General features: G+C 43.2%; 20 protein-coding genes and 1 pseudogene. 18 read left to right on the top strand and 3 right to left on the bottom strand.

Going from position 1 to position 25015, the window contains the following annotated elements; genetic code table 11:
- Window positions 1–136: 136 nt before the first annotated feature.
- The 5 genes from ACTXGJ_RS08960 (at window position 137) to ACTXGJ_RS08980 (ending at window position 4058) form a co-directional block, all read left to right on the top strand.
- On the top strand, window positions 137–1288 hold the full coding sequence (locus ACTXGJ_RS08960) for an acyl-CoA dehydrogenase family protein (RefSeq protein ID WP_439243987.1): 1152 nt from the start codon (window positions 137–139) through the stop codon (window positions 1286–1288).
- A 192-nt stretch (window positions 1289–1480) separates the two neighbouring features.
- Window positions 1481–2002, top strand: a complete 522-nt coding sequence (locus ACTXGJ_RS08965) for an HdeD family acid-resistance protein (protein ID WP_439243989.1) — start codon at window positions 1481–1483, stop codon at window positions 2000–2002.
- Window positions 2003–2072: 70 nt separating this feature from the next.
- Window positions 2073–2477: a tautomerase family protein gene (locus ACTXGJ_RS08970; RefSeq protein ID WP_439243991.1), complete on the top strand. Its 405-nt coding sequence runs from the start codon at window positions 2073–2075 to the stop codon at window positions 2475–2477.
- Between the two features lie 32 nt (window positions 2478–2509).
- Window positions 2510–3082: a GNAT family N-acetyltransferase gene (locus ACTXGJ_RS08975; protein ID WP_439243993.1), complete on the top strand. Its 573-nt coding sequence runs from the start codon at window positions 2510–2512 to the stop codon at window positions 3080–3082.
- 118 nt (window positions 3083–3200) lie between these two features.
- Entirely contained in the window at window positions 3201–4058 is an 858-nt protein-coding gene (locus ACTXGJ_RS08980; RefSeq protein WP_439243995.1) for a universal stress protein, read from the top strand.
- Between the two features lie 65 nt (window positions 4059–4123).
- On the opposite strand, the gene ACTXGJ_RS08985 is transcribed toward ACTXGJ_RS08980, so the two are convergent.
- Window positions 4124–5122 (bottom strand): GlxA family transcriptional regulator, encoded by a 999-nt coding sequence (locus tag ACTXGJ_RS08985; RefSeq protein ID WP_439243998.1) that lies wholly within the window; start codon window positions 5120–5122, stop codon window positions 4124–4126.
- A gap of 157 nt (window positions 5123–5279) precedes the next feature.
- Between ACTXGJ_RS08985 and ACTXGJ_RS08990 the strand changes: the two genes are divergently transcribed.
- Genes ACTXGJ_RS08990 through ACTXGJ_RS09005 form a run of 4 tightly spaced genes read left to right on the top strand, consistent with a single transcriptional unit; the run spans window position 5280 to window position 9752 of the window.
- Entirely contained in the window at window positions 5280–7085 is a 1806-nt protein-coding gene (locus ACTXGJ_RS08990) for an acyl-CoA dehydrogenase (protein WP_439244000.1), read from the top strand.
- A gap of 46 nt (window positions 7086–7131) precedes the next feature.
- Window positions 7132–8151 carry an NADP-dependent oxidoreductase gene (locus ACTXGJ_RS08995; protein ID WP_439244002.1) on the top strand — a complete coding sequence of 340 codons (1020 nt, stop codon included), beginning with the start codon at window positions 7132–7134 and terminating at the stop codon, window positions 8149–8151.
- 3 nt (window positions 8152–8154) lie between these two features.
- Window positions 8155–8958, top strand: coding sequence for an SDR family NAD(P)-dependent oxidoreductase (locus ACTXGJ_RS09000; RefSeq protein WP_439244003.1), 804 nt, complete (start codon window positions 8155–8157; stop codon window positions 8956–8958).
- Window positions 8959–8990: 32 nt separating this feature from the next.
- Complete coding sequence (locus tag ACTXGJ_RS09005) at window positions 8991–9752, top strand: SDR family oxidoreductase (protein ID WP_439244004.1); 762 nt, start codon at window positions 8991–8993, stop codon at window positions 9750–9752.
- Window positions 9753–9876: 124 nt separating this feature from the next.
- Here ACTXGJ_RS09005 and ACTXGJ_RS09010 read toward each other — a convergent pair whose 3' ends face one another.
- Complete coding sequence (locus ACTXGJ_RS09010) at window positions 9877–11073, bottom strand: amino acid aminotransferase (protein WP_439244006.1); 1197 nt, start codon at window positions 11071–11073, stop codon at window positions 9877–9879.
- A 257-nt stretch (window positions 11074–11330) separates the two neighbouring features.
- Between ACTXGJ_RS09010 and ACTXGJ_RS09015 the strand changes: the two genes are divergently transcribed.
- Window positions 11331–12044 (top strand): DarT1-associated NADAR antitoxin family protein, encoded by a 714-nt coding sequence (locus ACTXGJ_RS09015; RefSeq protein WP_439244007.1) that lies wholly within the window; start codon window positions 11331–11333, stop codon window positions 12042–12044.
- A 180-nt stretch (window positions 12045–12224) separates the two neighbouring features.
- Window positions 12225–13205, top strand: a complete 981-nt coding sequence (gene rluF / locus ACTXGJ_RS09020; RefSeq protein ID WP_439244009.1) for a 23S rRNA pseudouridine(2604) synthase RluF — start codon at window positions 12225–12227, stop codon at window positions 13203–13205.
- Between the two features lie 181 nt (window positions 13206–13386).
- Here the strand turns inward: rluF and ACTXGJ_RS09025 are convergent, their stop codons facing one another.
- On the bottom strand, window positions 13387–13914 hold the full coding sequence (locus ACTXGJ_RS09025) for a peroxiredoxin (protein WP_439244011.1): 528 nt from the start codon (window positions 13912–13914) through the stop codon (window positions 13387–13389).
- A gap of 397 nt (window positions 13915–14311) precedes the next feature.
- Here ACTXGJ_RS09025 and ACTXGJ_RS09030 point away from each other — a divergent pair.
- From ACTXGJ_RS09030 to amaA, 7 genes and pseudogenes are all read left to right on the top strand, one after another.
- Window positions 14312–15605 (top strand): annotated as a pseudogene (locus ACTXGJ_RS09030) (IS3 family transposase).
- A 401-nt stretch (window positions 15606–16006) separates the two neighbouring features.
- Complete coding sequence (locus ACTXGJ_RS09035) at window positions 16007–16954, top strand: LysR substrate-binding domain-containing protein (protein WP_439244012.1); 948 nt, start codon at window positions 16007–16009, stop codon at window positions 16952–16954.
- Window positions 16955–17149: 195 nt separating this feature from the next.
- The gene (locus ACTXGJ_RS09040; RefSeq protein ID WP_439244013.1) at window positions 17150–18421 is read left to right on the top strand and encodes a 2-aminoadipate transaminase; all 1272 of its coding nucleotides are present in this window, start codon (window positions 17150–17152) and stop codon (window positions 18419–18421) included.
- 104 nt (window positions 18422–18525) lie between these two features.
- Window positions 18526–19941 carry a 2-oxoadipate dioxygenase/decarboxylase HglS gene (hglS, locus tag ACTXGJ_RS09045; protein WP_439244015.1) on the top strand — a complete coding sequence of 472 codons (1416 nt, stop codon included), beginning with the start codon at window positions 18526–18528 and terminating at the stop codon, window positions 19939–19941.
- A 159-nt stretch (window positions 19942–20100) separates the two neighbouring features.
- Window positions 20101–21591 (top strand): L-piperidine-6-carboxylate dehydrogenase, encoded by a 1491-nt coding sequence (amaB, locus tag ACTXGJ_RS09050; RefSeq protein WP_443565687.1) that lies wholly within the window; start codon window positions 20101–20103, stop codon window positions 21589–21591.
- A 405-nt stretch (window positions 21592–21996) separates the two neighbouring features.
- Window positions 21997–23466 (top strand): Na+/H+ antiporter NhaC, encoded by a 1470-nt coding sequence (gene nhaC, locus ACTXGJ_RS09055; RefSeq protein WP_439244019.1) that lies wholly within the window; start codon window positions 21997–21999, stop codon window positions 23464–23466.
- Window positions 23467–23483: 17 nt separating this feature from the next.
- On the top strand, window positions 23484–24770 hold the full coding sequence (amaA, locus tag ACTXGJ_RS09060; protein ID WP_439244021.1) for an L-pipecolate oxidase: 1287 nt from the start codon (window positions 23484–23486) through the stop codon (window positions 24768–24770).
- Window positions 24771–25015: the final 245 nt, after the last annotated feature.

A 25015-nucleotide genomic window follows, 5' to 3' on the forward strand; every position in this document is an offset into this window, starting at 1 on the left:
CTTAACCAAGCTATTTTTGCAACTATATTTGTCTGCTTTATTTTTAGCTAAAGAAGTTATTTGTAGTAAAGAGCGGATGACAAGTTTAATGATCTCTCTTTTTAACCGTTAACAAACCATTATCAAGGATGATTTTATGACTATTGCTACCTTCAAACCCAGTTGGATGAATGAAGAAATCGACATGCTTTATGAGAGCGCCTATAAGCTCTTTAGAAATTGGGAGCAGCATGACGAAAAATGGCGTGACGATGGTATGCTCGATCGCGAGGCTTGGTTAGAGGCCGGCGAGATGGGGTTTTTGTGCGCCTCAATGCCAGAGGAGTATGGCGGCGCTGGTGGCGATTTCCGTCATGAAGCGGCGCTTATTTATGCGCAGTCTGAGGCCAATCAGGCAGGCTTTGGCGGCTTTTTGCACTCTGGTATAGTTGCGCCTTATATTTTGCATCACGGTACAGAAGAACAAAAGCAAAAGTGGCTACCTAAGATGGCAAGCGGCGAGATGATTGGTGCCATCGCCATGACCGAGCCGGGCACTGGCTCAGATCTGCAAAACATCAAAACCTATGCAGTAAAAGACGGCGATGATTATGTTATAAATGGTTCTAAAACCTTTATTACTAATGGTCAATTGGGTAATTTGATTATTGTCGCTTGTAAGACCGATAGAGAGCAAGGCGCAAAAGGTGTCTCGTTAATCGTGGTCGAAACCGATAATGCGCCGGGGTTTGAGCGCGGTAAAAAACTCAAAAAACTTGGCATGGCGTCACAGGATACCTCAGAGCTGTTTTTTAATAATATGCGCGTGCCGCAAGCTAATCTTTTGGGTACAGCCGAGGGTATGGGCTTTATGCAACTGATGCAAGAGCTGCCACAAGAGCGACTGATTGTCGCCTTAGCTGGTGTGGGCGCGATGAAGCTAGCGCTAGATTTGACCATTGACTACACCAAAGAGCGAACCGCTTTTGGTAAGTCGGTTTGGAGCTTCCAAAATACTCGCTTTAAACTTGCTGAATGTAACACGCATTATATCGCCTCAAGCGCTTTATGCGATGCTGCAATCGAAGCGCTGCTGAAAAAAGAGCTTACGGTTCAGCATGCCGCTTTAATCAAATATTGGGTCACTGAAAAGCAATGTATCGTCATGGATGAGTGCGTGCAGCTATTTGGCGGCTATGGCTATATGATGGAATATCCTATCGCACGCCTTTATGCTGATGCTCGCGTGCAGAAAATCTACGGCGGTACTAATGAGATTATGAAAGAGCTGGCTTCGCGCTTTATGTAGATTTTTTAGGAGTCTTCTTATTAAAAACCACTTTGTATTTATTGGCAAACAGTTAGCAGAGTTAGGCGCTTAAAACAATATTAACACCTGACTAGTAACAGGACTGCTTAAAGCTATTACTACTAAGGTACAGGCTAATTTATTTTCTAGCGTATAATTTCCTGCTTATTGAGTATTAAGTAAAGGTGTTTTATGAGTCGTAAGCTATGGTTAGTAGTGGGTATCATCAGTATTCTTGGTGGTATATTTGCTTTATTTAATCCCTTAAGTGCAAGCTTTGCGGCAGAGCAGTTAGCGGGCTTTATTTTTCTTTTGGTCGGTGTTCTGCAGTTTATAGCGTTATTTCGTGCTCATAGTACGGCTGGCAAGCTACTAGCAGCTATCGGCGGTGTGCTTGGGATTTTGATTGGTATTGAGCTATTACAAAACCCACTGCAAGGTATTTTGACTTTAACGATGGTTATCGCTATTTTATTTATGGCGACCGGTATCGTTAGAGTCGTTGTTGCTTTTGGGCTACGAGGAAGCGCTGCTTTTATACCAGTACTACTCTCAGGCCTAATCTCCATAGCTTTAGCGGTCCTAATATTTAGTGGCTATCCACAATCATCCACTTATATTCTCGGGGTGTTATTGGCGGTTGAGCTGATCTCTAACGGCATATCTCTACTGATGTATTCACGCGTGCAGCCATTATCTATTGGTAATAGATAACTCTTGCTAACTAATAGAAACATCAAAGACTTCATTAAATGGAGTCTTTTTTGGTTTCTGAGAGCGAATTTTGCTACACTCAAAAATTATGATCGTCATCTACGGTATTAAAGAAAATCTCAACCCTATCAAGGCGCAGCTCTCGGAGGTCATCCACAGTTGTATGCAGTCGGTATTAGGACTACCAGAGGGCAAAAAAGTACAGCGGTTTATTCCTTTGAATGCGGAGGATTTTTATTATCCTAGCGATAGGTCAGCGGCTTATACGGTTATAGAAATTAATATGATGGCAGGGCGGACGATGGCGACGCAAAAAACGTTAATTAAAACCTTATTTCAACAAATTGACGCTAAGATTGGTATTAAACCTATAGATATCGAAATTACTATCAAAGAGCAGCCAGCACATTGTTGGGGCTTTCGCGGAATAACTGGCGATGAGGCGGGTGATTTGAGTTATAGGATTAACGTTTGATGCTTTTTTACATTCTAAAGGCTATTTAAATCATGACAATACGTATGGCTATCTCTAAATTAGAAACCCAACGTCTAACGCTCAGACAATGGCAACCAGCCGATTATTCAATATTTGCGCAAATGAATGCTGATACTGAGGTCATGCGTTACTTTCCGAAAACCTTGACTGCAAAGACTAGCGATATCATTGCTCATAAATGTCAGCAGCTCATTGAAGATAACGGTTGGGGCTTTTGGGCGGTCAGTCTTAAAGAGGATACGAATGATAATTTCATAGGTATGGTGGGTCTAAATCAAGTGCATCAAGATATGCCGTTTGCCCCTAATATTGAGATTGCATGGCGCTTGCATAAAGACTATTGGCGTAACGGCTACGCGCTGGAGGCAGCACAGGCCGCGCTAAAATATGCTTTTAATGTTTTAGCACTTGAGGAAGTAGTCGCCTTTACCGCCGTAAGCAATCAGCCGTCACAGCGCCTGATGCAGCGCTTAGGTATGACTAATACTAATCAGGTCTTTGACCATCCTATGTTAAATTCCGATCACCCGCTTGCAGCGCACGTACTCTATAAAATGAGCCAAAAAGACTGGCAACAGCCATAGAGTAGTCGATAAAAATTTGCAATAAATTTTATAAAAACTGTCAACGCAGGTCAATAATCTGCTATAAATATGAGTACCGATACTACAATATTGCGTCTAGCGCATTTAAGGATGAATTATGGCGACTCAACATATTTTAGCTTGTATCGATGGCTCTACTGTCACCGAGTCCATTTGTGGTTACGCGGCATGGTATGCTAATCGGCTGAGCTTACCGGTTGCCTTATTGAATACGATTGACGTGCCTGCCTCAGTCAGGCGTGATCTCTCAGGAACCATTGGCGTTGATAGTCGTCAGATTCTATTACAAGAGTTATCGGAAATAGATGAACGCCGAGCCAAGGTTGCTAATAATTATAGCGACGCATTAGTACAGGATGCAAAAAGCTATATCAATAGCCACTTCGATGTCGCCGTTGACATCTATCAGCGTCATAGCAAGTTATTGCCTGCTATCGAGCATTTCAGCGATATGAACCGTGCTATCGTCATGGGACGCCGCGGTGAAGATCACAAAAACAGCCGCATCAATATCGGTAGCCAAATCGAAACCGTCGCGCGCGCATCGAACGTACCCATTCTGATTTGCTCAGAGCCGTTTCAAGAGCCAATTAATTATATGATTGCTTTTGATGCTAGTAAAACCGCTATCAAAGTCATCAAGCGTATTGCGAAGAGCGAAGTGTTAAAAAAGCTACAAGGCCATTTAGTGATGGTGGGTAATCATGATAACACTTCAAAAAATAGCCTATCCGCGGCAGCTGCAGAGTTACTAAATGCAGGCTATAGTATTGACTGTCATCACTTACCGCAAGGGGATGCGGTCAATGGCCTACTTAATTTTCAACTGGAAAATCATATCGATATTATGGTGATTGGCGCTTACGGTCATTCTAAATGGCAGCAGATGTTCCTAGGTAGTACGACGACTGAGATTTTAGCGAGCACGGTCTCGCCGGTGATTTTAGTGCGTTAATCTTTCGGCAAATTATAATGAATAAAGTTTTAGAATTGAGTTTTGACGCTTTAAAGTACCAGTCTTTAAATCGCTAGCCGCGAAAATTTATCACGATATTCCTTTGGGGTCAGCTCGGTCGCTCGCTTAAAAAGCCGAGTAAAAGAGGATAGATCGCTATAGCCAACCTGATAGGCAAGCGACTTGATAGTGACCGCTTGCGACTCCAGTAGTCTTTTAGCCTGCTCAATCCGCACCGCTTGAATATATTCAATAGGGCGCATATCGATACTGGTTTGAAAGCGTCTATTTAGCGTACGCGGTGTCACATTGACAATAGTAGCCAAATCACTGACTTGCAGCGGTTGATCGAAGTTGTTTTCGATATATTCTTGTACTTGCTTGACTAGTGCATCGCCGTGCGGCTTATGTAGGGTGACATTGGTATAGCTGTTTTGACTGCCTCTCTTGCTATCGATAATCTGGGTCTTTGCCACTTGCGTTGAGACTTCACGTCCGCAGTAACGCTCAATGAGCAGTAGCGCTAAATCATAAAAAGCGCTGCCACCTGCGGCGCAAAATATATTCCCTGATTGGGTGACGAACTGATTGTCTTGTAAGTCAACTAAGGGATAATCACTTTTAAATTTATCGGCATAGCCCCAATGGGTAGTCGCGGTTTTACCATTAAGCAATCCTGCCTCAGCCAGAAAAAAAGCGCCGCTACAGTTACTTGCGATATCGGCCTCGGTTGCTGACAGGCGCTGTAAATGCGGTAGCAGCTTTGCGTTTTGTTTAAGCACCTTATCTATCGAGTCGCCGATGGTTGGGATGAGCAGTAAATCACACTCGCGTACGGTGTTGATGTCGCAATGCGCTTGAATGACCAGCCGATTACTGGCAGTGATATCGACGCCGCCAAGGCTCGCAATTTGCACCTTGAACTTTGGCTTTACTTCTAAATTCAAAAAACGCTGCCAACTAACTCCTGTAAAGGAAAATAAGTCCAGCGCTCCTGAAAGCACGCTACCGAGCACGCCATCAAATCCGAGGATAATCACTTCATAGGGCTTTGTTCGCGGCATTGGTTACTCTCCTTAATGACTATTACTTTTCATGCACTCTTTATATCAGTGTCGTTTTTCACCTTAATTATGTCATAAATGACAATACGGTAAAGCTAAAATTTAGCTTATGATTACTCTAATGCTAATTTATGAGCTTTAATAACAAGGGAATATTATGGCGGCCGATACTTTGATTAACGAATATGAATTACCTTTCCAACTCTACAATGTCTTAGATGTTGAGCGTTTAACCGAGCATACTAAGTTTTCTGAGCACAACCGCGAAACCTTTGATGCGGTATTAGAGACCGCTGATAAGATAGCGACAGATTTGTTTTTACCGCATAACCACTTAGCGGATAAGGACGAGCCGCAATTCGATGGTAAAACCGTCAGCATGATTGACGATGTCAAAGTCGCCTTTGATGCTTTTCGAGACTCTGGCTTTATCGCGGGTCGCTATAGCTTTGAAGATGGCGGTATGCAGCTACCTGAGACGGTAATGACCGCGGTGGCTGGTTATTTTATGGCGGCCAATCCCTCAACTACGGCCTATCCTTTTTTGACGACAGCAGCGATTAATGTCATCTCTCATTTCGCGAGCGAGGAAGTCAAAGACGCCTTTATGCCGCGTATGCTGACAGGTGAATTCACCGGCACGATGGCTTTGACCGAACCGCACGCTGGCTCATCACTTGCGGATATCAAAACGACTGCGACCGAGCAAGAAGACGGCTCTTATCGCATTAAAGGTAGCAAAATCTACATCTCAGGCGGCGATCATGAACTGTCTGATAACATTATACATTTAGTACTTGCCAAAATTCCGGGCGGCCCTGGCGGCGTTAAAGGTATCTCGCTATTTGTGGTACCTAAGTATCGTTTGCTTGAAGATGGTTCAATAGGCGAGCGCAACGATGTGCATTTAACAGGACTACTGCATAAGCTTGGTTATCGCGGTACCACTTCTACGGCGCTGAGCTTCGGTGATAAAGGCGAGTGTTACGGCTACTTAATCGGCGAGCCGCATTTCGGCCTGCGTTATATGTTTAAGATGATGAACGAGGCGCGTATCGGTGTGGGCTTTGGCGCGGCGATGATCGGTTATCGCGGCTATCAGTATTCCTTAGATTATGCCAAAGATAGAACCCAAGGCCGTATCGCCCCGAATAATAAGCCTGAGCATGCCGCTACTGCTATTATCAACCATGGCGACGTTAAGCGTATGCTGCTTGCGCAAAAAGCTTATAGCGAGGGTGGTATGGCATTGTGTTTATACGGCTCAAACCTAATCGATCGTATCAATACTAGCGATGATGAGACGCTTAAGAATGAGCTATCAGAATTGCTAGATTTATTGACTCCCGTGATCAAAGCTTGGCCGTCAGAGTATGGCCCCAAAGCTAATGATTTAGGTATTCAAGTGTTAGGCGGCGCGGGATATACGCGCGAGTATCATGCTGAGCAGTTTTGGCGTGACAACCGTCTTAATCCTATTCACGAAGGCACGAATGGCGTACAGGCATTAGATTTGTCATTTCGCAAAATTTGGCAAAATAAAGGCTTAGGAATGCAAATTCTTAAGCGCGAAATCACTAATGATTTGCAAAGTATTACTACACCTGAGTCCGCAAAGCTTGCGGGTAAGCTGATGCCTTATACAGAACATTTACATGAAGTACTTGTGCATTTGAGTAAGATACTACCGACTGAAAAAGCGCTGACTTTGACCGGCAATGCGCAAGCCTTGATGAATATCTTTGCCTCAATCGTGGTCAGCTGGATGTGGATTCGCCAAGCCAGTAAAGCCGAGCAGCTGCTGGCTCAAGAACAAGCGCGCGATAAGCAAAACTTCTACCATGGCAAAATTCAAGCGGCGAAGTACTTTATCGATTGGGAATTACCCACCATTCAACGTGATATTCAATTATTGAACAACGACAACTCAGTCTGTACCGATATGGAAGCAGAGTGGTTTTAGACTCGCTGAATAACTTTTACACAAAACTAATTTAAAGGAATAACCGATGATAGCTGACAATAAACAGCCCAATAAGCAGTGGCGACTCAAACAGCGACCTACAGGTCAGCCTAGCCGCGATACTTGGGACTATACCGAGACCGAAGTCCCCAGTATTAGCGATGGCGAGCTGTTGATCAGAATCGATTACATCTCTATCGATCCTGCGATGCGTGGCTGGTTAAACGATGCCAAATCCTACATCGAACCGGTGCAAGTGGGCGATGTTATGCGCGCTGGTACCGTCGGTGAAGTCATCGAAAGTAACAACGACAAATTTGCAGTAGGCGACTTCGTTTCTGGTCATAATGGCGTGCAATCCTATGCGGTCAGTGATGGCAAAGGTCTGCATAAAGTCGACCCTAATCTAGCGCCGCTGCCTTATTATCTTGGTGTATTAGGCATGCCAGGGATGACAGGTTATTTTGGTCTGCTCAAGACTGGCGAGCCCAAATCTGGCGAGACCGTTGTAGTCTCAGGAGCGGCGGGTGCGGTCGGTGGTCTAGTCGGGCAAATCGCCAAAATCAAAGGCTGCCGCGTTGTCGGTATCGCAGGTGGTCCTGAGAAATGTCAGTTCTTAGTTGACGAATTAGGTTTCGATGCAGCAGTAGACTACAAAAATGAAAACGTCAAAAAAGCGCTTAAGCAAGCTTGTCCAGACGGTGTAGACGTTTACTTTGATAATGTCGGCGGCGAGATTTTAGATGATGTCTTAACTCAGATAAATGTCCATGCGCGTATTGTGATTTGCGGCGCCATTAGTCAGTATAACAATACAACGGCGGTCAAAGGCCCTGCTAATTATCTATCATTACTAGTCAATCGCGCGCGGATGGAAGGCATCGTCGTGTTTGATAATATCAAAGAGTATCCGGTAGCGATGAAAGATATCGCCGGCTGGATTCAGGCAGGGGATATCACGGTAAAAGATCATATTGTCAAAGGTATTGAGACTTTCCCAGAGACTCTAATGATGCTATTTAAAGGTGAAAACTTCGGCAAACTTATCCTACAAGTAAAGGAATAACTGATGACGACAAACGGACTTGCAGCAAACACCCTAAGTAATTTACCCGCCTCCAATGTTGAGGGCAAACGTATTCTTATCACCGGCGGCGCCTCTGGTATTGGCGCGGCTAGTGCTAAGTTGTTAGCCAGTCGCGGCGCTAAAGTCGTGATCGGCGATATGAATGAAGAGCTTGGTGATAGTGTCTATAAAGAAGCGCTAGAGGCCAATCATAGCATTACCTTTAGACGAGTCGATGTCACCGATGGTGATGACGTTCGTGAGCTATTTAAGTTCGCTATGAGCGAGCTTGGAGGACTTGATGTGGTCATTAATAATGCTGGTATTGACCATGCGCCAAAACCTATGCATGAGCTGACTGATGAGGATTTTGATCGCAATATCGCGGTGAATCTCAAGGGCGTTTGGCACTGTATGCGAGCAGCGGTTGCTTGCTTAGCGCCTAATGGCGGCGGTCATGTGATCAATGTGGCTTCTATTGCAGGCTTGCGTTCAGCACCATTATTATCCGCTTATAGTGCTGCTAAACATGGAGTGATGGGTTTGACTAAATCAGCGGCTCACGAGTATGCCCGCGTTAATATTCGCTTCAATGCGGTTTGCCCAAGCTTTATCGACACGCCGATGGTCCAAAACACGATGGCAAAAATGGATGAACGCGCTCAGCAAGCGACCATTAAAGCCAGTCCGTTACGCCGTCTCGGTAAAGTGGAAGAAGTATCAGGCGCTATCGCTTGGCTTGCCAGCGATGAGAGCAGCTTTATGAATGGTCACGCCTTTACCCTTGATGGTGGTATGTTGGCTTAGGTGTATAAAATTTATAACTATAAGGAAAACTTATGAAAGATTTATTTGATTTAACAGGCAAGATTGCTTTAGTCACTGGTGCTAGTCGCGGGATTGGCGAATCTATTGCACGCTTGCTGGCGTCACGCGGAGCCCATGTTATCGTGTCAAGTCGTAAGATTGATGCTTGCCAAGCGGTAGCCGATAGCATCGTAGAGAACGGCGACAAAGCCAGCGCTTATGCCTGTCACGTCGGTGAGATGGATCAGATCGACGCTATCTTTGCGCATATTAAAAGCGAATTTGGTCAAATCGATATCTTAGTCAATAACGCGGCGGCCAACCCTTATTACGGTCATATCTTGGATACTGATTTGGGCGCTTTTGAGAAGACGGTCGATGTGAATATCCGCGGTTACTTCTTTATGTCTATTGCTGCCGGTAAGATGATGAAAGAGCAGGGCGGCGGCGTTATTTTGAATACCGCTTCAGTCAACGGCATAGTCGCTGGCGACAAGCAAGGGATTTACTCCATTACCAAGGCAGCTGTCATTAGTATGACAAAATCCTTTGCTAAAGAATGTGGCCCGCTCAATATTCGTGTCAATGCCTTATTGCCAGGCCTAACTGATACTAAGTTTGCCTCAGCACTGACGTCAAACGATAAAGTATTGAACATGGCGCTACATGCGATTCCGCTAGGGCGCGTCGCCGATCCTGATGAGATGGCAGGTACGGTACTATATCTAGTGTCAGACGCTTCAAGCTATACCACTGGCGCTTGTGTGCTTGTCGATGGTGGTATGCTTGCTTAACTTTATGTCTTTTATAACTTAAAGTGTTGAATGCATAAATTATCAAAGAAAAGGACAGAATAATCCATATTCTGTCCTTCTTTTAGTGCTAACGGTGCGTCTAAGCACAAGCGCCTTCAACCTTTTAATTCTGCAACACTGATGCCATAGCTTCACCGACATACTCTACATTATTGACGTTGAGACCCGCCATACACATCCGCGAGTTGGACACTAGATAGACACCAAACTCGCTTTGTAGGCGCCCAATCTGCTCAGGTGTGAGACCAGTAAAGCTAAACATGCCTTTTTGCCGAGTCAAATAGTCAAAATCATGCTCAGGCAGCTTAGCTTCCAATACTGACTTGAGCTTTAAGCGCATCGTTTGGATACGATCGCGCATCCCATAAACCTCGCTTACCCACTGCTGCTGCAGAGCGTCATCATTCATCACGATATCGACCACATGACCACCGTGAGAGGGCGGACTCGTGTAGATACGGCGCACGGTATAATTGAGCTGTCCGAACACGCGCTCCGCCTCATCGCTAGTTGGACAGACCACAGAGAGACCGCCAACGCGCTCGCCATATAGCGATAAATTTTTAGAAAACGAATTACTGACGAATACGGGTAGACCCATTTCAACTGCTTTGCGTATAGCATAAGCGTCTTGCTCCATATCTTCGCCAAAGCCTTGATAAGCAATATCCATAAAGGGAATAAGCTTGCGCTGCTTCATAACCGTCAGCAGTTGATCCCATTGCTCAATAGTCAGATCCATACCTGTTGGGTTATGACAACAAGGGTGCAAGAGTACCACGTCATACAGGTTTAACTGATCAATAAAATCGAGCATTTCTTCGAACTTAAGGCTACTAGTGGCGTTATCATAATAAGGGTAGCTGCCGACTTCGATATCACAACCGGCAAAAATAGCAATATGATTACTCCAAGTTGGGTCACTGACATAGCATTTAGAGTTTGGAAAGAACTGATGGATAAATTCTGCCCCTACTTTTAAAGCGCCAGATCCCCCAAGGGTGGCGATAGTAGCCACGCGCTTCTCTGCCAAAACTTGAGAGTCTTGACCAAATAATAAGTTCTGACAAGCGACACGATGCCCAAGTAAGCCTGCCATAGGTAGGTAAGGGCGAGGGGTAATAGGGTCGGCAATCATGTGCTCAGCAGTCTTGACGCATTCAAGCACCGGTAGCTTGCCTGCCTCATCGTAATAAATGCCAATACCTAAATTTACTTTATGCGGATTACTATCAGCGACGAACTTATCCATAAGACCTAAGATAGGATCGCCAGCGTAATAGTCGATATGTGCAAACATAATACTTTCTCTTAGCAATAAACCATCAAAAAGCATAAGCCAGAAACGCCGTTAACTCAATAAGGAATTTGGCTTACGATAGTTTCAGTAACTGTCATTAAATATATTTGGGAGAGAGTATCAGTCTGACGATAACAATAATAGACCCTACTTAATAGCGATGCTGAAGATTATGTGACACACAAGTCGTTATCAAAGCCTAATCATTGCAAACTCTTGCTATAATGCCTATCGAAATCGAATAAAGACTATAAACTATGCCACAAAATCAAAACGCTGTAGAACAAAGACCGGTATTTATGCCCAGAGTCAATAGTGACAACTTGGTCAAAACGGATATGGTTCGTTTTGAACGGCATGTGGGATTTGCTAGCAGACAAAAGAAAAAATCTATCAACGATCTGCATCAAGTCATTCGCAAAAAATATGGCTTTAATAACGTCTTGGAGATGTCGAGTAAATCTGGTAATAAGCTCAGTTTTTTACTTAGTCCACTCAGTTTACAGCTCACTGATGAGCATAGTGGCGGTCAGTATAGTGTCGAGAATATCTTTCAGGCGAGTAAAGTTTTTGAGCGCGGCGGTCCTTTTACTGACCTACTCGATACGCCACCAAGACAAGCCAAAAAAGATGAGCGCTTGCACAGCTCAGGTCATCTTATTGGCTACAATGATTTCGGTATGGAATGGAATTTAGAGCCGTTGACTATGTTTTATGACTGGCTATACGTCAATGCTCTCAAGCAAAATACACAGCTACATAGCGATGTGATGCAGTATCAAGCGGTTACCGATATTACCTTTAATCCTAAAAAATCTATTCACAGCTCCGCTTATGCGCTAGCATTATTTGTGGCGCTAAATAAACGAGACCTACTCGATAACATAGAAGACCCGATAGCGTTTTATGATCTATGTGATGGCTTTAGAGTGAGTAATACAGAGCAACTGTTAGAAGAGGGATGGTTTTAGTCTCATTGATACGACTTTGCATACGCTTGTGCCTGCTCATCTCTTTTAAAACCGGTACTAAACTTCCTATATAATGGGACTCATCTCATTTGTGAATATTTAACATATCCTATTGCAAATCCATTCAATTTAAGCTTTTTTTAGTAAGAAAGGGCTTTTAATTAGCTAAAACGGTGCTTTATGTTTAACAATTCGACTCGGTTAAATAAATACATCAGAGAAAGTGGCATCTGCTCTCGGCGCGACGCTGACCGCTTTATCGAACAAGGAAACGTTTACGTCAATGGTAAGCGTGCTCAAGTTGGCGATCAAGTGGTTGCTGGAGATACGGTAAAGGTTAACGGACAGCTCATTGAGCCGCAAGACGCTGATGATTTCGTATTTATTGTACTCAATAAGCCAGTCGGTATTGTCAGCACTACGGAAAAATCTGAGAAAAACAACATTGTCGATTTTGTGAGACATAGCGTGCGTATTTTTCCGATTGGCCGTTTGGATAAAGACTCTCAAGGTTTGATTTTTTTGACCAGCAACGGTGATTTGGTCAATAAGGTGTTACGTGCTGGCAATAACCATGAAAAAGAGTATCTAGTGACGGTGAATAAACCGATAACCGAAAGTTTTATTGAGGGTATGGCAGGCGGTGTGCCTATTTTGGGGCAGATGACAAAAAAATGTCCAGTGACTAAAGTGGCGCCCACTGTATTTAATATTACCTTAGTGCAAGGTCTAAACCGTCAAATTCGCCGTATGTGTGAGCATTTTGGCTATGAAGTTGTCAAGCTTGAGCGTACGCGGATTATGAATGTCAACCTCAAGGGTCTTGCCACTGGAGACTGGCGAGACTTGACCCAAAAAGAGATGTCCGTTTTGCTTAAGTCGATAGAAGACTCTTCTTCGCAAGATAGTAACGCCTCCAAGAAATCTACTAATACTCGACGAAAAAAATCTGGTAACAACCCCTCATCAAAGTCAAAAGCGTCAAGATCTCAGGGTGCAAAAAGTAGTAATAAATACTCGAAGGATAGCGCTAAAAATCCAGCGGGTTCTAAAGTGGGGCGTCCTTCTGGACGTGGTAAAAGCTCTGGCGGCAAGGGCAAACCTGCGGCAAATGGCAAGCGTCCTGCAAAGGGACGAGGGTCTAGGCGCTCCTCTAAATGAGAAAGGGTTGTATATTGTTCAGACCATTTAAGACGAAATAATTTAAGAAAACGCATAAAAATACCCCATAAGTTGTATCCAACTTATGGGGGTCAGTTCACACTCGTATATGAGCAGTGAGGCTTTTTAAGTATTTGAGCATCTATCAAAATATAATGATAGTGGTTAAGCGTCAAAGTAGTTAAGCATTACTCTTCAAATACTCTAGCATAGTGTCTGCATCTGATACTTCAAATGGGTCTATTGGGCAGTTGTCGCCAAAATTAGGTTCCTTAAACACCTTTTTGACTGCTTTATTGTCGACATACATCGAATAACGCCATGAGCGCATACCAAAGCCAAGATTGCTCTTATCAACCAGCATGCCCATTTTACGCGTGAACTCACCATTACCGTCAGGGAGCAAGAATACGTGTTCACGGTTTTGCTTGAGGCCCCATTGATACATGACAAAGGCATCATTGACAGAAACGCAAACGATCTCATCTACGCCTAGCGCCTTAAACTCATCATACAGCTCTTCATAACGGGGCAGATGGCTGGTCGAACACGTCGGCGTAAAAGCGCCCGGTAGTGAGAACACCACCACTTTTTTATTGGCAAACAACTCATCTGTGGTTAGGTCATACCATGTGAATGGGTTGTCTCCGCCGATAGATTCATCACGAACACGAGTTTTGAAAGTCACATCAGGGACATGGGTAATCATTATTTACTCCGATTTAGGTTATTGTCTTTTTGTTTTAGAATGCTGCGTTGATATGATAATGGTTATAGCCGTTCATAAGCAAATTTTTAAGGGTATATGATGTAAGATACTACTCTTTAAAGGATCATTACCAGGCGCCTGATATCGACATCAGAGATGGTAGAGACCTGCAAATAGTTTCTAGTTATCTAATGCCTAATCAGATCCATTATGCCACTACACATTGTCTCTATAGTTGCTTAAAACCATTGTAGTAGGTAACACACTGCTAGGAGATATAGATGAGTGAGTGTTTTTTTAATTTCACTTTATAATCTATAATCTGATAGTGTTGAGCTATGCTGAAGAAACCGTACACCTAAACTTGGTAAACTAAGCGTCTTAACCGGAGTTTACCATAACCAAGAAAGTAAGAACTTACAGTGACGAATTTAAAGCTGAAGCCGTCAAGAAGATAGCGGATAACAGTGGCAATATTTCAGCTACTGAAAAACAGCTCGGTATAGCCATGTAATCCTTATCTAACTGGCAAAATAAAGCGAATCAAGGCAAGCTTAAAGGGTCTGAGCAATACGATCCTGAGCTCGTAGCAGTACTAGAAGAGAATAAACGCCTTAAACGGCAACTCAAAGTTGCCGGGGAGGAACGAGAAATTCTAAATGAGGAGGGATAAAGCGAAGCACTGCTTCGCCCCGACGAAAGGGGAGAGCTATGCTCGAGTGAGGCGACAGTGTACTTCGCGAAAAGCAGTTAGTGAAGTATGTCTTTATCAAAGACAACCAGTAGATATTTAGCATTACCACTATGTGCCGTGTATTAAGCGTTAAGCCCTCAAGCTACTACGACTGGCTGAGTTGTGACATCAGCGAACAGCACAGGTATACCGCAATCAGTGCGAGCTACTAGTTAAAGCCGCTCATAGTGAAAGTAAAGAGCGTTATGGTGTTGAGCGACTACATGTAAAGCTGATCGAGCAAGGCTATGATATCAGTCGATACATGGTCAGAAGCATCAAAGAAGAGCATGGCATCAAATGTCGTCGCCACAAGCGCTTTAAGGTCACCACTGACTCTAATCATAATAAGCTCATCTATGACAATGTGTTGGATCAGCAGTTTGACGTCAACCGCCCTAACGAAGCATGGGTCAGTGATATTATCTATATCTGGACAACCGAGGGCTGTCTGTACTTAGCAGGCGTTAAAGACTTATACACCAAAGAGCTGGTCGGCTATGCCATCAACAAACGTATGACCGCAGATATGGTCTTCCGTGCCCTTAATATGGCGATCAAGAACAAACAACCTGATAAAGGGCTAATCGTTCACTCTGACAGAGGTAGCCAGTATTGTAGCCATGCCTACCACAAGATCATCAAGCAGCATCAGCTCTTAGGGTCTATGAGTGTTAAGGGCAACCACTACGGGCATAGCTCTCCGCCTTGCACTCGGGTAAGTGTCTCCCAGACACTTACTTTTCCTCGCTCATTTGACAATGCGCCAATAGAGAGCTTCTGGGGCGTATTGAAGAATGAGCTAGTATATCACCAAAACTATAAAACAAGGCTTGAAGCGATCAGCGATATTATTGGCTATATTGAGTTATATTATAATCAGATTAGGATTCAAAAGAGCTTGGGATATAAATCGCCAAGACAGGTGTGGTTTGATTATTATCGTCAGGCTGCGTAATCAAAATCTCCCAAGTTTATGTTTACGGGATTGACAGCAGAGGTCAGCTAGAAATTACAAAGGAGTTTAAATCTGACTATCGTCAATTATCAAAGAACATCACTAATAATGACTATTACAGCGGATATTCATTGTCTGTGGTTAATCCAAAAGAGAATGAGATAATTAACTCTACTAGTAACGAAGCGACCCGTGCATCGTCATCATTGATGAAGTATGTGATGCATCTTCTGCTAATAGTGGATGTGAGTTTTAAGCTTTGAGCTAGATAAAAAACAGTGTATTAGCGCGGAGTATTTAGTCGGTCATTACCTTTTTTAGTCAAAGTCGCTATTTGCTGAGTAGGATTATTAATGAGACTGGTAAACATTATTTATATGACATAATAGAATGAATAATTTATGAAAAATGAAATGAAAACCCCACTTGCTTTTAGAAGATACCCTTCAACAACTGCTTTGCAATGTTTTGAGACGGCTGCTAGGCACTTAAGCTTTACTAATGCTGCGCAAGAAATGCATATGACACAAAGCGCAATTAGTAAGCAAGTAGCTCAGCTAGAGGAGATGTTAAACCTTTCACTTTTTTATCGTACACCGCATCGAATATCGTTAACACCAGCAGGTAAGACTTATTATCTTGAAGTGTTAGACATTCTCAAACATATCGAAGCGGCAACTACTAGCCTGATGTCAAACAGTGACAACTCAGAAATACTCAAAATTGTCTCACACCCTACCTTCTGCTCGCGTTGGTTGATGCCTGCATTAAGTGGATTTAGCCAAGCGCATCCGTTGATTAACCTGAATATAAAAGAGCTAGCTGGGCCGTTTTTTTCTGAAGATCAAAATGTCGATGTTGCTTTTTTATATGGTGACGGAATATGGGCAGGCATGGAATCTATCAAGTTGTTTGACGAATATAGTGTGGCTGTCTGTCACCCTGAGTATTTAACAGACAAATCACCATGCACACATAATTTAGATAACTGCACCTTGTTACAACTCAGCTCACGTCCTAGCGCTTGGTATGAATATTTTAGGCAGCAAGATATCAGCATTGATGGTACCTTTGTGGGTCCACGCTTTGATACTTTTCATACCACTATATCGGCGGCATTACTTGGATATGGTATCGCCTTAGTACCATTACGTTTAGTAGCCCCAGAACTGCGATCAGGCGCACTGGTGACAGCATGGAGCTATGCTGCAAATGGTAGGGGCGCGTATTATATGTCTTATCCCTTATCCTTGGGCAATTCACATAAAGTGAAGGTTATTTTGGAATGGGTCTCAGCTTATCTCGAAAAGTCAAACGAGCATAAAAAAGACTTAGATTTTATATTGTGATATAAGCTAAATTTTGACTTTTTGTCTATCAAGAACTTTAGAAAATACAGCTAATAGACACCTAAACAAGCCGGCTATATGCCGGTTTTTTGTGGCAATGAATTAAAGGAATGGCGTCACAACTATTATTCGTTTGCTGATGAGATAGAGTTTTGCTGAAATGAATGTCTAATTCAAGGAAGGTAAGAGATGCTCATGGAACAGCTATACAATGTCACTGATGCTTTTACGATGGTGCATCCGCTGACTTTAGTCAAAGGTAAAAACGCAAAAGTTTGGGACGATAAAGGTCGCTGCTACATTGATTTTGTCGGCGGTATCGGTGTCTTAAACTTTGGCCATTGCCATCCTCATATTGTCAGTGCGATTATTACGCAAGCACAATCACTCATTCATTATGCTTACAATGCAGCGGCGCATATGCCGTACCAAACCTTTATGCCCAGATTGTGCGAGCTTATTCCTATCAAAGGTGAGCTTTCAGGCATGCTAACCAATTGCGGTGCAGAAGCTACCGAAAATGCCATAAAAATCACTCGCCTGAAGACAGGTCGCACTGGCGTTATTGCTTTTGATGGCGGCTTTCATGGCCGTACGCTTGCAGCGGTTAATCTAAACGGTAAGGTCGCTCCGTATAAGCGAGGGTTAGGTCCTTTATCGGGTGGCGTTTACCATATTCCTTTCCCAAGCTCCGATAATGATATTAGTGATCAACAAGCTATCGATGCCTTGGATCGATTATTTTCTGTAGAGACAGATGTTGACAACATCGGTGCCATTATTGTGGAGCCAGTACAAGGCGAGGGTGGTTTTCAGTTAATGTCAGCCACATTTGCCAAATATCTGCGCGCCTTTTGTGATGACAATGGAATCTTACTCATTATGGATGAGATTCAGTCCGGGTACGGCCGCACTGGTACACCTTTTGCCTTTATACATTTAGGGATTGAGCCTGACATGATATTACTGGGTAAAAGCATTGCTGGAGGCTTGCCATTGGGTGCGGTGATAGGCAAAGCTAGTGTAATCAACGGTCTACCAAAAGGGAGCTTGGGTGGTACTTATTCAGGTAATCCAGTGGCCTGTGCTGCTGCGAATGCGACTATAGATATCATGCAAGAAGATGAGGTATGGCAATCTGCTAATCATTATGCAAAGACTATCGAAGACACAGTAGGTCAGTGGCAGCAACAAGGCATCTCCCCGTGGTTGCATGGACTCACTGGAGTGGGTGCTATGCGCGGTATAGAGCTACGTCATCCTGCTTATGGCACGCATCCAAGCGTTATGTCTTATGTACTAAAACAAGCTAGAGAGCGGGGATTACTACTGATGCCAAGTGGAAAGCATCGGCATATTATTCGCCTATTACCACCGCTGACGATTGAACCTGACACCTTAACCTCTGGACTCGATATTTTGAAAGAAGTACTCGCTGCTATCCCTAATGAAGCACCGAAGTCATAGTCTTCAATACGGCCTGATTATTATTACCATCGTATACGAGTACATTATATATTCAACTAAAAACGCTCTATCAAGCAAGCTTTACCCAACAAGGATACTTATCTGTGAAAAATATATTTATAAGCAGTGATGATATTCGCCATGATTTCTCTATAGCGATGTCAGAGATGTACCAAAAAGAAGTGCCATTATATGGTGACCTTATCGATTTAGTAACTGATGTCAATACAGAAGTGCTAAGCAAGCAGCCTGAGATTAGAGGGCAGCTTGAACATACCGGAGAGATTGAACGGCTTAATCTGGAGCGCCATGGAGCAATCAGATTAGGTACCGCTGCTGAGCTTAGCATGATGCGTAGACTTTTTGCAGTGATGGGCATGCATCCTGTTGGCTATTATGATTTGGCACCCGCTGGTGTGCCTGTGCACTCTACTGCTTTTAGAGCAATTGATAGCCAGTCATTAAGTAAGAGCCCCTTTCGCGTGTTTACCTCTCTCTTGCGTTTAGATTTGATTGGTGATGAAGCCCTAACGCAAGAAGCAATAGCAGCCTTGGATAACCGCAGTATCTTTACTGATAATGTGGTCAGCCTGATTGAACGCTTTGAGGAGCAGGGGGGTCTAACGGCTGATGACGCAAAGCAGTTCGTCAAAGAAGCGCTAGAAACCTTTCGCTGGCATGATAAGACTCCAGTCTCAAAAGCGCTATATCAACGACTATTATCGCAGCATGGACTAATTGCCGATGTCGTTGGTTTTAAAGGGCCTCATATCAATCATCTGACCCCTAGAACCTTAGATATAGATGCGGTGCAGGCAGGTATGCAGGCAAAAGGCATTCCGCCAAAAGCTATCATAGAGGGGCCACCAAGACGAGATTGTCCTATTTTATTAAGACAAACCAGCTTTAAAGCACTAGAAGAAGCGGTTAGTTTTGAGAACTCAGCAGGCGGCTATGATACCGGTCATCACACCGCGCGCTTTGGTGAGATTGAACAGCGCGGTGTGGCTTTAACCCCTAAAGGCAGAGAGTTGTATGACAAATTACTTAGTCAAGCTCGTAGTCAGCTAGGTGCAACTCCGAATGCTGAAAACGCCGCTGAGTATTATCAAATGCTAGAAAAATCATTTAAAGCTTTTCCTGATGATTATCAAACGCTGCATGATGAAAGACTTGCTTATTTTTATTATCAAGCGGTATCTGATACCTCAGATACGAGTCGTACTGACTCTAATTTGGACGCAGATTCTATATCAAATAACGCCATTATAGAGCTGATCGAACAAGGCGCTATTCGTCTTGAGCCTATCGTCTATGAGGATTTTTTGCCAGTAAGTGCTGCAGGGATTTTTCAGTCCAATCTTCATGATGACAAACAAAGCAGTTATGAGGGTAACTCAAACCAGCAAGAGTTTGAGGGCGCATTGGGGGCAGGTGTACATAATGAGCTTGAGCTATATCAAACGATGCAAGCCCAAAGTCTTGAAGAGTGTCTGAGTGCATTAAATAGCCATGCTTAGTGTGGCAATAGATGGAAGTATCCTATTGATAAGAGAGTTATTTAAGCATCATTCCAAAAAGGAATGCTAGTAGGAGATTAATTATTTTGCAACTTAGTTTGCTGCAAGGTAACTTAATAAGTCTTCCAAGGAAGTAAAATCAATATAAAAGGATTAGTTATGATTAAGCAGTATATGTCCGCTATGGGTGTCAAAGAAGAACAATACCAAAATGGCGACTTTGAGGTTAACAGCCCTATAGATGGTTCTGTTATTGGTAAGATTACCCTAGACAGTGTTAGTGATGTCGATACCAAGATTGCTAACGCTAAAAAAGCCTTTAAAGAGTGGCGTGTGGTTCCTGCTCCAAGACGTGGTGAGCTCGTTCGCCTGTTGGGTGAGGTGCTGCGTGAGCATAAAGAAGACTTAGGAATGCTAGTGTCCTTTGAGGCGGGCAAGATTAAAGAAGAAGGCCTAGGCGAAGTACAAGAAATGATTGATATCTGCGACTTCGCAGTTGGGGTTTCACGTCAGCTCTATGGTCTAACGATTGCATCAGAGCGTCCAGGTCATCATATGCGTGAGACATGGCATCCTCTTGGTGTGATTGGCGTTATCTCCGCCTTTAACTTCCCAGTTGCGGTTTGGTCTTGGAATACAGCACTCGCTATCGTTTGTGGTAACCCTGTAATTTGGAAGCCATCAGAAAAATCCCCTTTAGTCGCTTTAGCCTGTCAGGCAATGTTTGAAAAAGCCTTAGCCAAATTTGGTGATGCGCCAGATCATCTCTCACAAGTATTATTAGGTAAGACAGATGTTGGTAACGCCTTAGTTGAAAGCAAAGATGTTGCTTTAGTTAGTGCAACGGGTAGTACCCGTATGGGTAAAGAAGTAGGACCAAAAGTTGCAAATCGTTTTGGTAAGTGCTTGCTTGAGCTTGGTGGTAACAATGCCATGATCTTGGCGCCAAGTGCAGATTTGGATCTTGCGTTACGTGGAATTTTATTCTCAGCGGTTGGTACAGCAGGTCAGCGTTGTACGACATTACGCCGTGTATTCATGCATGAATCTGTTAAAGACGAGATTTTGCCACGAATTAAATCCGCTTATGAAACCGTCACTATTGGTCATCCGTTAGAAGGCAATCTGGTAGGTCCGCTTATTGATGAAGATAGCTTCAATAGTATGCAACAGACCTTAAAGAAGGCAAGAGAAGCAGGTGGTAAAGTCACCGGCGGCGAGCGGGTACTCGAAGATAAATATCCTAATGCGTACTATGTGACGCCGGCTATTGTAGAGTTTGATGAGCAAAATGATGTTGCTAGAAGTGAGACTTTTGCACCCATTTTATATGTTATGACTTACAAAGAATTTGATGACGCGATTGAGATGCAAAACGATGTGCCTCAAGGCTTATCATCATGCGTATTTACCAATGATCTGCGTGAGGCTGAAACCTTTTTGAGTGATCGCGGCAGTGATTGTGGTATCGCTAACGTCAACATTGGTACCAGTGGCGCTGAAATTGGTGGAGCGTTTGGTGGTGAAAAAGAAACTGGCGGTGGTCGTGAGTCAGGATCTGATGCTTGGAAAGTCTATATGCGCCGTCAGACTAATACTATTAATTACTCAAAAGAGTTGCCACTGGCTCAAGGTATCAGTTTTGGTTAACTCAAACTTTAATTGTTGATGAGTAAAGGATACTTTCATTCGGTTAAGCGCACTTAAAATGCGCTTAACTGTCCTTGGCTTGAACTGTTCACTATCTAAGCGTTTTTGCAATCTAATTGCGGAACGTAAATTAGGTTGTAAAAATAGCGGATAGCCATCTGAAGTAGTATTAATTTTCAACTTTCATTTTTAAATTTCATTCCTTTCTCAAAGTCTATTTTTTCTAATGCCATAGTGTGCTTTTAACGAAGTAATTGGATATTGTCTTGATTGATTTTTAAGGTAGTCCATTTGGAGAACTGATTTCGTTTGTCAGGTTCTTTTTAACTGTTCGATGATTAACACTATGCTATGAAAATATACCAATGGATTTGGTTGTAACTACTAAGGATAGGTAGATATATTATGATTGCAGATAAACAAAAAAAGCCACATGACCCTGATATCGATGGTTATGACCCTTCTTCTAGCTTCCTGCTAGATATTGCTCCGCTTGTATTAACAGCCATTATTCTAATGGTGCAATTCTTTGTCTTTAAAGATTTTACTCCGCATATTCCGCTAGCTTGTGGCATCTTAATCACTGGTTTATTTATGAAGATGCGTGGCCGCAGTTGGGATGGTATGGAAGAGCGTTTCTTGAAGGTCATTAAAATCGGTCTGCCAGCCATGATCATCTTGATGGGTGTCGGGATGCTCATCGGTGCTTGGATTATTGCAGGTACCGTGCCAACGATTTTATATTATGGTTTTAGTGTCTTTTCTCCTTCTTCATTTTTAGTCTCTGTTTGTATTATTTGTGCCATCATTTCTGTTGCAACGGGCACCTCGTGGGGCACGGTTGGCACGGTCGGTTTGGCTATGATGGGTATTGGTCTAGGATTAGGCATTCCACCATCATTAACGGGTGGAGCTATCGTCTCTGGAGCTTTCTTTGGAGATAAAATGTCTCCTTTGTCTGACACTACTAACTTGACTCCAGCCGCTGCCGGTATTGAACTTTGGGATCATATCCGCGGTATGTTGCCTACCACTGTACCGGCCATGGTTACGGCTTTGATTATCTACGCTTGGCTTGGTATGAGCTACGGTGCAGAAAATGTTGATTTATCCTCTATTAAAGAAATCCAAACCTCTCTAGCAGCTAATTACGATTTGAGTATTCTTACTTTATTACCTGCTGTTGTCGTAATCATTGCAGCCGTTATGAAAATGCCAGCTATACCAACCGTACTATCAGGCGTCGTAGTAGCAGGTTTGATCGCTTTTACGATGCAAGGCGTAGGGGTTAGTGACATATTTAATGTTCTACAAAATGGTTTTGTTAGTGAAACTGGTTTTGCTGTCGTCGATCAACTGTTGTCTAAAGGCGGCGTTATGTCAATGACCTGGGTTGTGACCTTGACCATCTTTGCCTTAGCTTTTATTGGCTCAATCGAGCATTACGGTACATTGAAGGCCATTATGGCTAAAATTAATAAGATGATTAAATCGAGAGTGGGGTTAGTCTCAACAACTTATGCCAGTACGCTCGGGGTCGGTACACTTATTGGTGACGTCTATACCACTTGTGTTTTACCAGGACGTTTATTGCAAGATAAGTACAAAGAAATGGGCTATAAGCGTACGACCTTGACTCGCTCTATCGAAGATGCTGGTACGCTTTTGTCGCCACTTATTCCTTGGAATATGGGCGGTAGCTTTGTCGCTGCGACTTTAGGTATTGCGACTTTAACTTACGCCCCATTTGCCTTTGCCTGCTGGCTATCTCCACTATTTGGCTTGTTATGGGTCGTCTTGAATAAGTTTATCCCTCGCGAAGAGCCTACTGCTATCAATAATGAGCGCATGATCTCTACTGTACAACAATTATAATATATAAGGAGTATGAGATGTTGCAAGAGCAATGTTTGTGGAGCCTCACTGCTCCTAAGATCGATCGCTACAATAAACTTACAAGTGATATGCAAACTAGTGTTTGTATTATTGGTGGTGGCTATACAGGGTTATCAGCGGCAATACATTTAGCTGAAAAAGGTGTAAAGGTTATCCTCCTTGAGAGCCAAGCTATTGGTAGTGGAGGCTCAGGGAAAAGCGTAGGACTAGTCAATGCAGGAACTTGGGCACGACCTGATGATCTAAATTTGGTGTTAGGGGATGTCGAAGGTGAGCGTTTAACAAAGGCGTTAGGACAAGCGCCAAGTTTAGTGTTTGATTTAATCAGGCGTTATGATATCGATGCGCAAGCGACTCAGGCCGGTAACCTTCATATGGCCCATAACGCTAAAGGAGAAGCTGACGTTGACATTAGGTATGAACAATTACAGCGACGTGGGGTAAATGTTGAAGTGTTAACAGGCAGTCGCTGTCATGAATATTGCGGCACTACTAGTATTAATAAAGCGCTATTAGATCACCGTACTGGTACATTGAATCCTTTAGCTTATGTAAATGGTCTAGCTAAAGTAGCAACTAATCTGGGAGTGAGTATTTATGAGCAGTCTGCTGTTGATAGTTTAGAGAAATCCGATGGGCAATGGTATGTAAGAACACCTGAGGCTAATGTAAAAGCAGAGCGTGTCATTATCGCTACCAATGCCTACACTAAAGGGGAATGGACTGAAGTTACTAAGACTTTCTACACGGTATCTTACTATCAAATTGCCTCCGAGCCTTTAACTGGCGAGCTCGCAGATCGAATCTTACCTCATAAAAATGGTGCTTGGGATACTCGTTTGGCCTTGTCCAGTTTTCGCCGTGATCATGATGACCGGCTGTTACTTGGTACAGTAGGCGGCAGTGCTTGTAAGCCTAAATCTTTTTATCAAGCATGGGCAAATTGCGTGCAAAAAAGCTATTACCCTTATTTGCCTAAGTTTAACTGGCAGTATGAGTGGTATGGTAATTTTGGCTTTACTCAAGACCATATCTTTCGGGTACTGGAGCCAGATGAAGGTATTTTAACAGCTACTGCCTATAATGGGCGTGGTATTACCACTGGAACACTAATGGGTAAATGCTTTGCTGATTATATTCTTACTGGAGATAGAAACAGTATTCCGCTACCTTTTAGAACCTTAGAAGAATCAAAAGTTGCTCTACCAGGTATAAAATCTGGATTTACCGAGTTGGGACTTACTTTGTATCATACAGGACAGTGCTTGAAAATCATTAGGTAGAATAACATCAATATGAAAACTACCTATTCAATATTTTATAATTGGGTAGTTTTTTCTATTCGTTAATCATAGTAGGAAATATGTCTAGTGAAAAAACTTTTAAAACCATCTCAAGCCATCATTGAGGTCCTTATACAATCGCTACAAGAAAATTATGGTTATGATTCTAGCCAAATCAAAACCGATAGCGAGAGCCTAGAGCACTGGGGCAAAGACTGGACCAAACATTTTGCGCCCGCCGCCTC

This window comes from Psychrobacter sp. 1Y11 (assembly GCF_052259045.1).
Lineage (GTDB): Bacteria > Pseudomonadota > Gammaproteobacteria > Pseudomonadales > Moraxellaceae > Psychrobacter.